This is a genomic window from Mycolicibacter heraklionensis (genome assembly GCF_001021505.1).
In the GTDB taxonomy this organism is placed as follows: domain Bacteria; phylum Actinomycetota; class Actinomycetes; order Mycobacteriales; family Mycobacteriaceae; genus Mycobacterium; species Mycobacterium heraklionense.
In genome coordinates this window covers 211220-224132 of the sequence record NZ_LDPO01000003.1, presented here as the reverse complement: position 1 = coordinate 224132, position 12913 = coordinate 211220, and the positions used below count along the sequence as shown (strand labels likewise).

The following is a 12913-nucleotide window of genomic DNA, read 5'->3' as shown; positions in this document are numbered from 1 at the left end:
GGCCCACCAAACCGCACACTCGACGCGTCAATGTCCCCCGCGAGGCTTGCGGTAGGCGATCGTCTTGGTCTCCAGATACTGCGCGAACCCCTCGATTCCGCACTGCCTGCCCCAGCCACTGCTCTTGTAGCCGCCGAACGGGGCGTCGGCCCCGTAGTACATGCCACCGTTGACGCCGACCGCGCCGGTCCGGATCCGGCGAGCCACTTCCAGTGCCCGGTCGTTCGACGCCGAGACCACCGCACCGGCCAGCCCGTAGGCGCTGTCGTTGGCGATGCGCACCGCCTCGTCGTCGTCGCTGAACGGCAGCATCACCACCACCGGACCGAACACTTCCTCCCTGGCGATGGCCGCGCCGTTGTCGACCCCGACGATCACCGTCGGCTGCACGTAGTGCCCGCCCGCCAGCTCGGGCGCCAGATCGTCGACTTCCCCACCACCGGTGGTGATTTCGGCACCGTCCTGCCGGGCCTGCGCGTAGGCGTCGAGCACACGCCGCTTCTGCGCGGCGCTGATCAGCGGGCCGACCAGGGTCTGCGGCAGCGCCGGGTCGCCCACGGTGACCGCAGCGAAGGCCGCCGTGACCGCAGCGACCAACTCCTCGAACATGCTGGTGTGCACCAGCATCCGGGTGGTGGCCGCGCAGGCCTGCCCTGCGTGCACGCACACCCCCACCGCGCCGGGAATCACCTTGGCGGGGTCGGCGTCGTCGAGCACGATCAGCGCCGACTTGCCGCCCAGCTCCAGAAAGGTCCGCTTCATGGTGTCGGCGCTGTTGCGGGCCAGCAGCTTGCCGACCGCGGTGGACCCGGTGAACGAGATCATGTCGACCCGGGGGTCGGTGCCAAGCAGTCCGGCGACCTCGTTGGACGGCGTGGGCACCACATTGACCACCCCGGCGGGGATGTCGGTGTGCTCGGCGATCAGGCGCCCCAACCGGGTGGCGTTCCACGGGGTGTTCGGGTCGGGCTTGAGGACCACGGTGTTGCCGGCCGCCAGGGCCGGCCCCAGCTTGTTGAGGATCACCTCGATGGGAAAATTGGACGGCGTGATCGCCGCAACCACACCGACCGGCTCCTTGACGACGGTGCGGACGTTGCGGTCGCCGAACAGTCCGCCGCCGTCGAGTGGCCGCTCCCACTCGAATTCATCGATCAACCGTCCCGGGTAGCGCAGCCCGTCGGCGAGCGGCCAATCCAGCTGCGCCAGTTGGGTCGTCATCACCGGGCACCCGACTTCGGCGATCAGCTCGGTACGCAGCTGTTCCTTCTCGGACTCCAGCGCCGACTGCAGTTGCACCAGGCAGCGCTTGCGCAGCGCGCGGTTGGTCGACCAATCGGTGTCATCGAACGCCCGCCGGGCCGCACCGATCGCCTCCTGCATGTCGCTCTTGCCCGCGGCCGCGGTGGTCCCCAACCGCCGCCCGGTGGCCGGGCTGACATTGTCGAACTCGGCACCCGAGGCCGCTGCCACCAGCTTGCCGTCGATCAGCATGCGCGGCTCCGCCGCCGCGGCGGCCCTTTCACCGATCTCAACGCTGCTGGCCTGCCGTCCGACGTTGCTCACCTCGCCCCTTTCGGATGCCCAACCGTAAACATTACAGTAGAATACTCTAGTTGGTTCTCCAGGGGTTCAGACGGCGGCAGGAGCGCGCTGAGTTGATCAGGGTCATGGACGGTTTCCGGGTGCTGGAAGTCGCGCAATTCACCTTCGTGCCGGCCGCCGGGGCGATCCTTGCCGATTGGGGCGCCGACGTCATCAAGGTCGAGCACCCGGTGCGGGGCGACACCCAGCGCGGGTTCATCCGGATGGGTGGTTTCGAACTCAACCCCGACCGTCATCCGCTGATCGAGCATCCCAATCGGGGCAAGCGCAGCGTCGGGATCGATGTCTCGACTTCCGGTGGGCAGCAGGTGCTTTACGAACTGGCTGCCACGGCCGACGTGTTCTTGACGAACTATCTGCCGCGGGCACGGCAGAAGAACAAGTTCGATGTCGAGCACATCCGCGCCGCCAATCCCAACATCGTCTACGCCCGCGGCAGCGCCTACGGCGACAAGGGCCCCGAACGCGACATCGGCGGCTTCGACGGCACCGCCTTCTGGACCCGCAGCGGGGTCGGCCACGCACTGAGCCCCGAGGAACTGGGCGCGCCGCTGTCCCAGGGCATTCCCGCATTCGGCGACTCGATCGGCGGGATGAACATCGCCGGCGGGATCGCCGCTGCGCTACTGCATCGTGAACGCACCGGCGAGGCGCTTGAGGTCGACGTGTCGTTGCTGTCCACCGCGTGGTGGGCCGCTGGTGCCAGCGTGACGCAGGGCATGGACACCGGCGAAGCCATGCGGGCGATGATGCCGGAATCCGACGGTTCGGTGGGCAACCCGTTCCTGGGCAATTACACGACCTCCGACGGCGGCACCATCAACCTGTGCATCGTCAGCCCGACCGGCTACATCCGAGACACCTTCGAGCATCTGGGGATTCCCGAGGCCGCCGACGACCCGCGCTTCGCCGAGGTGCTGCCGCTGATGCAGAACGCCGAGGCGGCCAGCGCACTGATCGTCGCCGCGATCGGCGCTAAGCCGTTCGAGTACTGGCGTCACCACCTCAAGACCATGAAGGGCCAGTGGGCGCCGTTCCAGAGCCTGGTCGATCTGGGCTCCGACGAGCAGGCCATCGCCAACGACATGATCGTTGAGGTGGAACCCGGCGACGGCGGACCGCCGTTCAAGGTGGTCCGCGGGCCGGTTCAGTTCAACCACGAGCCGCTGGAGACCACGCGTGCCCCCCAAGCCTCCGAGCACACCGAGATCATCCTGATGGAACTCGGGATGGATTGGGACCGCATCGAAAAGCTCAAAGAGTCCGGTGACATTGCCTAGCTCTGCCCGCGCAAGAGACAACACGTCGATCTAAACAACTCAGGAGGATCCATGCAGACGGCACTCGCACCCGACATATCGACGTGGCCGGACGAGAACCCGCAGCTGATCGGCAGCCGCTGCGGCGCCTGTGACGCCACGGTGTTCCCGGCCCAGCCGCGCTGCCCGAGCTGCAGCGGCGACCAGATGCGCCAGGAGCTGCTGCCGCGCACCGGCACCCTGGTGGCCTGGACCACCCAGGGCTTTCCGCCCGGAGCCCCGTATCTGGGCCCCACCGGCAAGGACTTCGTGCCGTTCGGTGTCGGCCTGGTGCAGCTCGGCGACGTCATCCGCGTCGAAGGTCGCCTCACCGAGAACGACCCCGACAAGCTGGAATTCGGCATGCCGGTGGAGTTGGTCATGGTGCCCTTCACCTCCGACGCCGACGGCAACGACGTCATCACCTTCGCCTTCCGGCCGGTATCGGAGACCGCGATCCCATGACTCATGACGTAGCGATCATCGGCGTCGGCCTGCACCCGTTCGGCCGATTCGAGGGCAAGTCCGCGATGGCGATGGGGGTCGACGCCATCTTCGCCGCGGTCGCCGACGCGCGCGTGGACTGGAAGGACATCGGGGCCGCGACCGGCGGCAGCTGGACGGTGGCCAACCCGGACGCGATCGTCGGGATGGTCGGACTGTCGGGCATCCCGTTCACCAACGTGTTCAACGCATGTGCCACCGCGGCCAGCGCGGCCAAGGTCTGCGCGGACGGTATCCGGTTGGGCGACTACGACATCGGCATCGCCGTCGGCCTGGACAAGCACCCGCGCGGGGCGTTCACCGAAGACCCGGCTCTGGTCGGGATGCCGCGTTGGTACGCCGAGAACGGCCAGTACCTGACCACCCAGTTCTTCGGCATGAAGGCGAATCGCTATCTGCACGATCACGGTATCTCCCAGCAGACGCTGGCCAGGGTCGCGGCGAAGAACTTCCGCAACGGCGCGTTGAACCCGAACGCGTTCCGGCGCAAGCCGATCTCCGAGGAGGAGATCCTGGGATCGACAATGCTGAACTACCCGCTGACCCAGTACATGTTCTGCGCGCCCGACGAGGGCGCTGCGGCGGTGGTGATGTGCCGCGCCGACATCGCGCACCGCTACACCGACAAGCCGGTGTATCTGCGCGCGGTGGAGGTCCGCACCCGGCGCTACGGCGCGTACGAGGTGAACACCACCTTCGCCCCGGTCACCGAAGACGTGGCGCCCACGGTCTACGCGGCCCGCGCCGCGTTTGAAAAGTCCGGTGTCGCACCCGAAGACGTCGACGTCATCCAGTTGCAGGACACCGACGCCGGCGCCGAGATCATCCACATGGCCGAGTGCGGCTTCTGCGCCGACGGCGACCAGGAGAAGCTGCTCGCCGACGGGGCGACCGAGATCACCGGGTCGCTGCCGGTCAACACCGACGGCGGGCTGATCGCCAACGGCGAGCCGATCGGCGCGTCGGGGCTGCGCCAGATCCACGAGCTGGTGCGCCAGCTGCGCGGCGAAGCCGGCGACCGCCAGGTGCCCGGGGAGCCGAAGGTCGGGTTCGCTCAGCTCTACGGCGCGCCCGGCACCGCGGCCGCCACCATCCTGACCACCTGATTCCCATGCCGAGCAGACGCAAAAGCCCCCCAAATGCCCTCGTTCTAGGGGCTTTTGCGTCTGCTCGCGGTAAGAAAGGAGCGCTCCATGAGCCAGTTCCGTGACGCACCGATCTTCGATGCCGACCAACACATGTACGAAACCCCCGAGTCGCTGACCAAGTACCTCCCGGAGAAGTATTCGCGGGCGGTGCAATTCGCCCAGATCGGCCGCCAGACCCGGATCATCATCAACAACCATGTCAGCGACTTCATCCCCAACCCCACCTTCGAGCGGGTCGCCGCGCCGGGTGCACACGAGAAGTTCTTCGCGGGGGAGAACACCGAGGGCCTGACCTTGCGCGAGATGCAGGGCCCGGCCATCGAGGCGCCGGCGGCCACCCGCAACCCCGCCGACCGGGTCGCCGAACTGGACCGCCAGGGCGTCACCGAGGCGCTGAACTACCCCACGCTGGCCAGCCTGGTCGAGCACTCCAGCGCCGACGACCCGGAGCTCACGCTGGCCATCATTCACGCGCTCAACCAGTGGATGGCCGAGCACTGGACCTACAACTACCGCGGCCGGGTGTTCTCCACACCGATCATCAACCTCTCCGAGGTCGACGGCGCGCAGCGAGAACTGGAGTACATCCTCGGCCAGGGTGCCGCGGTGGCGCTGATCAAACCCGGCCCGGTCAAGGGCATCCGCGGTTGGCGCTCGCCGGCACTGCCGGAGTTCGACCCGTTCTGGCGCGATGTGCAGGCCGCGGGCCTACCCATCGTGCTGCACGCCAGCTTCCCGCCGCTCGATGACTACGTCGGCCGGTGGGAGCCACCGTACACGCAGAACTTCATGGCGCAGAGCGCCTTCCGCTGGATGGTGTTGGGCCACCGCGAGATCGCCGACATGATCACCAGCCTGATCTGCCACGGCACCCTGACCCGATTCCCCAAGCTGCGCATCGCCAGCGTGGAGAACGGCAGCTCGTGGATCCGGCCGCTCTTCGATGACTTCGGCGACCTTTACAAGAAGATGCCGCAGAACTTCCCGGAGCATCCACATGACGTGTTCCGGCGCAACATCTGGGTCAGCCCGTTCTGGGAGGGCGCCGTCTCCGATGTGGTGGACACCGTCGGCTGGGACAAGGTGCTGTTCGGGTCGGACTATCCGCACCCCGAGGGCCTGGCCGAGCCGAAGGGATTCTGGAAGTACGCCGAGGGCATGGATGTGCGGCGCACCTACGACTTCATGGGCGACAACGCCCGCCGGTTCATGGGACTGCCGATCGCGAACCCGGATTCGGCGGCCAGCAAGCCGCCGGCGCTCGCCGACGCCTAGCGTTGACTCTGCGGTCAGGGCTGCGACACAACGCATTTCGCCGCCCTGACCGCAGAGTCAACGCAGTGTCATTTCGGCGCGAAGCGCTGGCCGGCGTCCAGGCGGATGCACTGGCCGTTGAGCATCGGATTCTCAACGATGGCAGCCGCCAGCTTGGCGTACTCCTCGGGCCGGCCCAGCCGTTTCGGGAACGCCGCATCCTTGGTCAGCACCGCGGCGAACTCGTCGGGGATGCCCTCGGTGAGGCCCGTGGCGAACAGGCTGGGAGCGATCGCCAGCACCCGGATGCCGACGCTGCCCAGATCGCGGGCCATCGTCAGGCACATCCCGGCGATCGCGGCCTTGGATGCCGTGTAGGCGACCTGCCCGATCTGGCCTTCGAAAGCCGCGATCGAGGACGTATTGATGATCACGCCGCGTTCGTCGTCTTCGGGCTCGTTGGTGCTCATGTGCCAGGCAGCGAGCCGGCTGACGTTGAAGGTCCCGACGACGTTGAGATCCTGGGTGCTGCGAAACGCCTCCAGGTCGTGCGGTCCGTCCCGATTGATCGTTCGTTGACCGATACCGCCACCCGCTGTGGTGACCGCAATGTGCACCCCGCCCAACGCCTCGACTGCCTCGTTGAGTACCCGCTCGGTACCGGCGAAATCGGTGACGTCGGCTTCGAAGAAATGGCCGCCGATCGACTCGGCCACTTCCTTGCCCTTTGACTGCGGCCGGTCCAGGACTGCCACCTGGGCACCGCGTTTGGCCAACAGCTCCGCGGTCGCCTTGCCGAACCCGGATGCGCCACCAACGATGATCGCGCGCTTGTTTTCGATCTCCACGAACACTCCCCTTGTTTGGATACGACGACCCGGGACCCGGTCCCGGCGCCTATACTATAGCCATTCCCGTAATACATTCGGTATGACGGTACAGGGGTCACGGCCATCGAGCCGACGATGAGCTCGGACAGCCGCGTCAAGCGCTCAGTTCATGAACCGGCCGGCAGCCCGGGCCAGCACCGCGCGGACCCGCGGCGAGAGATAGACCGCGAATACTCCGTTGAAGATGTCCTCGCGCAGCCTGGTCAGCGTCGAGGTCTTGATTCGCCAGTCGCCGTCGACCTTCTCGTAGGTCTCGGTGTAATGGCCGTAGCCGCGCAGATTGACGCCGGGGCCGAACCGCACCACATCTTCCAGCGCCCACACCCCGTGCGCCGTGGTCGGCGAGTCGAGCTCAATATCGGGCGCGTGCACCTGATGCACTGTCGCCCTCGTGCTCAGGGTCTTTCGGATGAAGGCGACGAATTCGTCAGCGCCGGTGATGATTTTGCCGCCGGCCTTTGAGGTGTCGCTGACGAAATCATCGGTGAACAGGGCACGCCAGGCCGCCCAGTCCTTGGTGTCCAGATAGCGGCAGTAGCGGGACTTCAGGCGTTTGATCGCCTCGATCTGCGCCGCGGCGTCGTCAGCCATGATCCGGAGCCGGTTCGTAGCGCAGCATCGTGACGTCGTGTTCCGGATAGTCGCAGAACACCGGCTGCACCCGCATCCCCACCACCAGATCAGCGGGATCGACGTTGACCAGTTCGGTGGAGAACCGCGGGCCCTCATCCCATTCGACGATCGCCAGCAGTTGCGGCACCGCGTCGGCGAAATGCGGGCCGACCGGGCGGCGAGCCACCGTGAAGGAGTACAGGGTGCCCATCCCGGAGATCTCGCGCCATTCCAGATCGTCGGCCAGCGTGCGCGGCGCGCGGACCCGCGGATAGAACACGTAGCTCTCGGTCGACGGCGAGTACTGGATGACGATGCGGTGCTGCGCCAGCGCATCCCAGAACGGAGCGGTGGTGGGCGTCTTGACGGGCATCGGCCGTTCAAAGGTGATCATCGGTGCTCAATCTCCTTCCAGGATGAGGGTGGTCTGTTCCGACAGGATCCCCCCGTTGCCGGAGACGAAGGCCCGGTTGCAGTCGGCCACCTGCGCGGCGCCGGCGCGGCCCATGATCTGCCGCGTTGCATCGCAGACGTGGTGCATACCGCCGGCCAGGCCGGCTTGTCCGAAGCCGAGTTGACCGCCCGCGGTGTTGAGCGGGAAGTCACCGCGGAAGGTCAGGTCGTGGTCGGAGATGAACTGCATGCCTTTGCCCTTCTCGCAGAACCCCGCGTCCTCCAGCGACAGCAGCACGGTGATCGTGTAGCAGTCGTAGATGGAGACCATGTCCATGTCCGCGCGAGTCAGATCCGTCATGGCGAAGGCGGTGTCGGCGGCCTCGCGGATCGGGGTCGCCAGCAGATCCGCGGCATACGTCGGTGTCTTGAACGGCACGTGTTCGCCGAATCCCTTGATCCACACCGGGCGATTCTTGGCCCGCTTGGCGACATCGGCGCTGGCGATCACCACGGCGGCACCGCCGACGCAGGGCATCACGATCTCCAGCATGCGCAGCGGATCGGCGATCACCGGGCTGGCCAGTACGTCGTCCACCGTCAGCGGAGTGTCGCGCCAGATCGCGCCGTCGGTGTGGTTGGCGTTGACGCGCTGGTCGACCACCAGTTTGGCCATCGCCCGTTCGTCGTAGCCGTAGACGGCGCCGTAGCGGGTGGCGACCTGCCCGTAGGGACCGTTCTGGCCGAGGTTGCCGTAGGGAATCTCGAACTCGGCTTGCGGAGAACCGTATTGGTTGCTCGACGACCCGAAGAACATGGCGTCGACCAGCGGCTTGGGTTTACGTTCGGACATCGGGGTGATGTAGCGGGCGGGTAGCGCACACAGCACCACGTCACAGATGCCGAGTTCGATCGCCGCCGCGGCCCGCCACACCATGGCCGCGGCACTGGCCCCGCCCAAATCTACGATCTCGGCGAACCGCGCTGGCATACCGAGGTATTCAGCGATTGTCGACGGCACGAAGATCTCGGATTCCCCCAGATGCGAGGTGACGATGCCGTTGACGAGTTCACCCGGAAGGCCTGCGTCGGCCAGCGCGGCCGCGCTCAACTCGGCCCACTGCTCCAGGGTGAACGGGGCCGGGGCGGCCTTGTTCATCCGTTCCGGCGGCAGCTCGACATAGCCGACGATCGCGGCGTCTCCACGTAGTCCCATGCGGGTGTCCTTCATCTCATTTGCGGGGCAGGCCGAGAATCATCTGCGCGATGATGTTCAGCTGAATTTCCTTGGTGCCGCCGCCGATCAGCTCGGCCGGCGACAACAGATACGGCTCGACGACGGCCGGGTCGGAATCGGCGACCATCGCCAGCCGCCCGACGGTCGCCAATGTCGCGTGGAAGGTGCGGCGCAGCAAAACGTTCATCGCCACTTTCGCGATGCTCGACGACGCCCCCATGCCCTCGCCGTCCAGCAGCCTGATGGTCTCGCGTACCCCGAGCGCCCTGATCGCGTTGGCGTAGGCGTCGAGTTCGCCCAGCGCGCGTAGCGCGTCATCGCGCGACCGGCCCGGGACCGCGGCGATGGCCCGCAGCGCGACCGCCCGGTCGTGCTCGACGTATCCGCTGATGGCGGTGCGCTCCTCGGCCATGGTCGCGATCGCCAGCTGCCAGCCTTCGGTGGGCTCGCCGAGCAGCATCTCGTCGGGAATGAAGACGTCGGTGAGGAACACTTCGTTGAATTCGGCAGCGCCGGTGGCCATCACGATCGGCTGGACTTCGATCCCGGGCGAGCGCATGTCCACGACGAAATAGCCGATACCGCGATGTTTGGCCGCATCGGGGTCGGTACGGGCCAGCAGTGCGCCGTAGTCCGCACGCTGCGCTGCCGATGTCCAGATCTTGTGGCCGTTGATGCGCCATCCGCCGTCGACCTTGACCGCACGGGTGCTCAACGACGCCAGGTCGGAGCCGGCACCGGGCTCGGAAAACAGCTGGCACCATGCCAGTTCGCCGCGCTGCGTGGGAGGAATCAGCCGCTGCTGCAACGCATCCGGTGCGGCCCGCACCAGCGACGGCAGGATCCATTCGGCGATGCCCAGTGACGGCCGGACCAGTCCGGGTCGTTTGGCGAACTCCTCGATGATGATCAGCTGCTGCAGCGGGGAGGCATCCAGTCCCCACGGCGCCGGCCACTGCGGGGCGATCAGCCCGGCGTCGGCGATCAGCGTCCGCTGCAGGCCCGTTTCGAAGTGCGGGTAGTCGCCCTGGCGTCCCGGCCCGTCGTTGTCCAGCGCTTCGGCAGCGTCGAGCGTTGCGGCGACACCCGCCCGGAACTCGGCTTCAGCGCCGCCGAGATCCACGGTGAAGTCCCGCTGCTGCGCGACGGTCAGCTCGCCGAGCCGACGCGCCCAGCCGGTGGCGGCACCGATCGAAGCGGCGATGCTGGTGGCGCGTCGCCAATACAGGTGCAGATCGTGCTCCCAGGTGAACCCGATGGCGCCGAACATCGTTAAGGTGTCGAACACGGTGTCCGGACACGGCGCGACCGCGATGAGCGCTGCGGTGGCCGCGGCGATGCGCTGCTGCTCAACCGTGTCGGTCACGGCTCGCAGTGCGTCCCAGGCTGCGGCGCAGGCTAATTCGGCGTTGACCAGCAACATGGCCGCCTGGTGCTGCAGCGCCTGGAAGGTGCCGATGCGGACGCCGAACTGTTCCCGGGTGTGCAGATGCGCGGTGGCCGCCTCGACGCACCACCCGGCGATGCCGGCGCACACCGCTGCGGCGAGACCGACGGCGAGGCACTCCGCGCGCTCGGTGTCGACCCCGGCCAGGACGTCGCCGGCGCTCGCCGGGTGATCGGCCAGGGTGATCGTGGCCAGGTCGGTGAGCAGGTCGGTGCCGGCCACCGGCTGGATCGCCACCCGAGCGGTGTCGACCACCGTCCAGAGGTCGGTCCCGTCGTCGCAGCGGGCGCAGACCAGCGCGAGCCGGGCCGAGCGAGCCCCGGAGATCACGTCGGAGGTGCCGCTGATCAGCCAGCCGTCGTCGCCTCGTCGCGCGACGAAGTCCGACTGCCCGGCAAGCGCGACGGCCGCCGGCGCACCGGCGGCAAGGGCACGCAGAAACTCCTCCCGCGACGGGGTGGCCTCGGCGAGCAGACCTACCGCGCCGGCGGTCACCGTCGGCAGCAGCGGACCCGGCAGGGACACCGTTCCCGCGGCCTCCAGGACCGCGGCGACGTCGAGCAGCCCGCCACCCTGGCCGCCGTATTGTTCGGGCAGGTGAATCGCATGAAACCCGTTCGCTACCAAGTCATCCCACCACGGTGGCAGTTCCCCGGCCGCCAGCGCATCGAAGGCCTTGCGGGTGTCGGCCATCGGCGCATGCCGGCCGGTGAACTGCCGCAACGACTCCCCGAGCTGGCGTTGTTCGGCGTTGAGCGTCACGCTCACGCGGTCTCCTCATGTTCTCCACGTGCAGTCCACTGGGACTGGATACGCGCGGCGGACTCTTTTACGGCCGCGCCGAGGTCGGCGACCTCCGCGGCGGTCAGGCTTGCGAACGGCGCGACCCCCACTGACATGGTCGCCGTCCCGTCGGCGTCACGGACCGGGGCGGACACGCTGGCGATCTGATGGTGTTCCGCGCCGGCCAGTTCGTCGGGCAGGTAGTCGACCACGGTCAGATCGGCGAAAGCGTTGGCGAGTCGCGCGGTGATCTCGTCCGGCTCTCCCTCGGCGGCCAGCGCCTGCAACGCGGAGTACACCCGAACGTATTCGCGGCTCATCCGGTCGATCGCGTAGCCGCGCCCACCGACCTCGTCGAGCACCGCACCCAGCCGGCGTCGCAGCCGTGGCGACGGTGCGCCCAGGCCGCTCAGCCATTCCTTCTTGACCTTCTCGCCTGCGCCGGCGACGAACTCACGGCAGAACGGCGCCACCAGCGGCATCCGGAACCCGGCACCCAACCGCAGGCCGGCGATCGACTCCCCGACCGAATCGGTCACCACCACCGTCGCGCCCTGGCGAACACCGAGGACGGCCTGCCTGCCGACCGCGTCGAAAAGCCGCTGCAGCTCCGGCCGGAACGCCTGTTTGTTGACCGGACGGGCGAGCGCGGCGATGGCCGGCCCCCAGGAATAGCCGCCCGAGTGCCGGTCGCGCACGATCCACTGCCGGCCCGCCAAGGTCGTGACGATCGCATGGCAGGTGCCGTGGCTGATGTCGAGGGTGTGCGCGATCTCCGACATCGAGAAGCGCCGTTCCGGATCGGCGGCGAGCAACTCCAGAATCCTCATCACGCGCTCGGTGGGCGGCGAAGAGACCGTCATACTTTCGAAAAATACGTCGAATAGTCGACGTCTGCAAGTTCGCGGGCGACCTCAGCCGGCGGCCGCCACCCGCGCACGCTCCCGCACCGAGGCCACCACGCCACCGTCGTTGAGGATGTCGGTGCCGGTGAGATAGCCGGCCTTCGCGCTGACGCAGAACGCCAGCAGTTCGGCCATCTCCTCGGGCGTTCCCCAGCGCGGGACCGCGGCGTCGGCGACCAGCGACCCCGCACCGGCCTGCTCCTCCAACCGGCCCATCTCGGTGTCCACCGAGCCCGGCGACACCGAGACGATGCGCAGCCCACGCCCGTTGAACCGCTCGGCCTGCGAACTCGAATACCAGCGGACGAACGCCTTGCTCACCGCGTAGGCGATACCCGAACGCACCTCCGGCGGCATCGGCTCGCAGACCGCGGCCATGGCCTGGGTGAAGCCGTGAACGTCCTGCAGCGCCAACGGAAACTGACCGGTGGGGATCAGCTCGTCGGGCAGCAGGTGGGCGGCCATCGATGCCACGTTGACGATCGCAGCCCCTTCCGGGGCAACGGCGTGGAAGACCTCGTTGACGTGGAGCGTGCCGACCGCGTTGGTGCGCATGATGTAGTCGGCATCGCCCATGCTGGGGCTGACCCCGGCGGTGTGGATCACCGAGGTGACGGGCCCGATACCGGCCGCCCTGTCGAACAGCGCGGCGACGGCACCGCGGTCGGTGACGTCGCAGTTGACGACCGTCACGTCGAGGTCGGCTAGCGCAGCCGCCGCGGCGTCCAGCCGGTCCTGCCGGACGTCACAGAGCACGACGGGCTGTTCGCGCCCGACGATCTTCGCGGTGGCCAGCCCCATCCCGCCGGCGCCACCGGTGATCACCGCCACCATCGC

12 protein-coding genes are annotated in these 12913 nt (G+C 67.8%); 4 read left to right on the top strand and 8 right to left on the bottom strand.

Annotated features, from left to right (window positions below):
- Positions 1-27: 27 nt before the first annotated feature.
- Entirely contained in the window at positions 28-1494 is a 1467-nt protein-coding gene (locus tag ABW16_RS06475; RefSeq protein ID WP_412178184.1) for an aldehyde dehydrogenase family protein, read from the bottom strand.
- A 176-nt stretch (positions 1495-1670) separates the two neighbouring features.
- Between ABW16_RS06475 and ABW16_RS06470 the strand changes: the two genes are divergently transcribed.
- The 4 genes from ABW16_RS06470 to ABW16_RS06455 all read left to right on the top strand — a co-directional run bounded on the left by ABW16_RS06470 (position 1671) and on the right by ABW16_RS06455 (position 5830).
- Positions 1671-2885: a CaiB/BaiF CoA transferase family protein gene (locus ABW16_RS06470; RefSeq protein WP_047318327.1), complete on the top strand. Its 1215-nt coding sequence runs from the start codon at positions 1671-1673 to the stop codon at positions 2883-2885.
- 51 nt (positions 2886-2936) lie between these two features.
- Positions 2937-3368 carry a Zn-ribbon domain-containing OB-fold protein gene (locus tag ABW16_RS06465; protein WP_047318326.1) on the top strand — a complete coding sequence of 144 codons (432 nt, stop codon included), beginning with the start codon at positions 2937-2939 and terminating at the stop codon, positions 3366-3368.
- On the top strand, positions 3365-4513 hold the full coding sequence (locus ABW16_RS06460; RefSeq protein WP_047318325.1) for a thiolase family protein: 1149 nt from the start codon (positions 3365-3367) through the stop codon (positions 4511-4513). The genes ABW16_RS06465 and ABW16_RS06460 overlap by 4 nt, the downstream gene beginning before the upstream one ends.
- 87 nt (positions 4514-4600) lie before the next feature.
- On the top strand, positions 4601-5830 hold the full coding sequence (locus tag ABW16_RS06455; RefSeq protein ID WP_047318324.1) for an amidohydrolase family protein: 1230 nt from the start codon (positions 4601-4603) through the stop codon (positions 5828-5830).
- A gap of 68 nt (positions 5831-5898) precedes the next feature.
- Here the strand turns inward: ABW16_RS06455 and ABW16_RS06450 are convergent, their stop codons facing one another.
- The 7 genes from ABW16_RS06450 to ABW16_RS06420 form a co-directional block, all read right to left on the bottom strand.
- A complete protein-coding gene (locus tag ABW16_RS06450) occupies positions 5899-6657 on the bottom strand; it encodes an SDR family NAD(P)-dependent oxidoreductase (protein ID WP_047318391.1) in 759 nt (252 codons plus the stop codon).
- A gap of 144 nt (positions 6658-6801) precedes the next feature.
- Positions 6802-7290 (bottom strand): nuclear transport factor 2 family protein, encoded by a 489-nt coding sequence (locus ABW16_RS06445; RefSeq protein WP_047318323.1) that lies wholly within the window; start codon positions 7288-7290, stop codon positions 6802-6804.
- Positions 7283-7705: a Zn-ribbon domain-containing OB-fold protein gene (locus ABW16_RS06440; RefSeq protein ID WP_047318322.1), complete on the bottom strand. Its 423-nt coding sequence runs from the start codon at positions 7703-7705 to the stop codon at positions 7283-7285. The genes ABW16_RS06445 and ABW16_RS06440 overlap by 8 nt, the downstream gene beginning before the upstream one ends.
- A gap of 6 nt (positions 7706-7711) precedes the next feature.
- Positions 7712-8920, bottom strand: coding sequence for a thiolase family protein (locus ABW16_RS06435; protein ID WP_047318390.1), 1209 nt, complete (start codon positions 8918-8920; stop codon positions 7712-7714).
- A 16-nt stretch (positions 8921-8936) separates the two neighbouring features.
- Entirely contained in the window at positions 8937-11156 is a 2220-nt protein-coding gene (locus ABW16_RS06430) for an acyl-CoA dehydrogenase (protein ID WP_047318321.1), read from the bottom strand.
- The gene (locus ABW16_RS06425; RefSeq protein ID WP_047318320.1) at positions 11153-12034 is read right to left on the bottom strand and encodes a helix-turn-helix domain-containing protein; all 882 of its coding nucleotides are present in this window, start codon (positions 12032-12034) and stop codon (positions 11153-11155) included. The genes ABW16_RS06430 and ABW16_RS06425 overlap by 4 nt, the downstream gene beginning before the upstream one ends.
- Before the next feature lie 51 nt (positions 12035-12085).
- A complete protein-coding gene (locus ABW16_RS06420) occupies positions 12086-12910 on the bottom strand; it encodes an SDR family oxidoreductase (RefSeq protein ID WP_047318319.1) in 825 nt (274 codons plus the stop codon).
- Between the last annotated feature and the right edge of the window lie 3 nt (positions 12911-12913).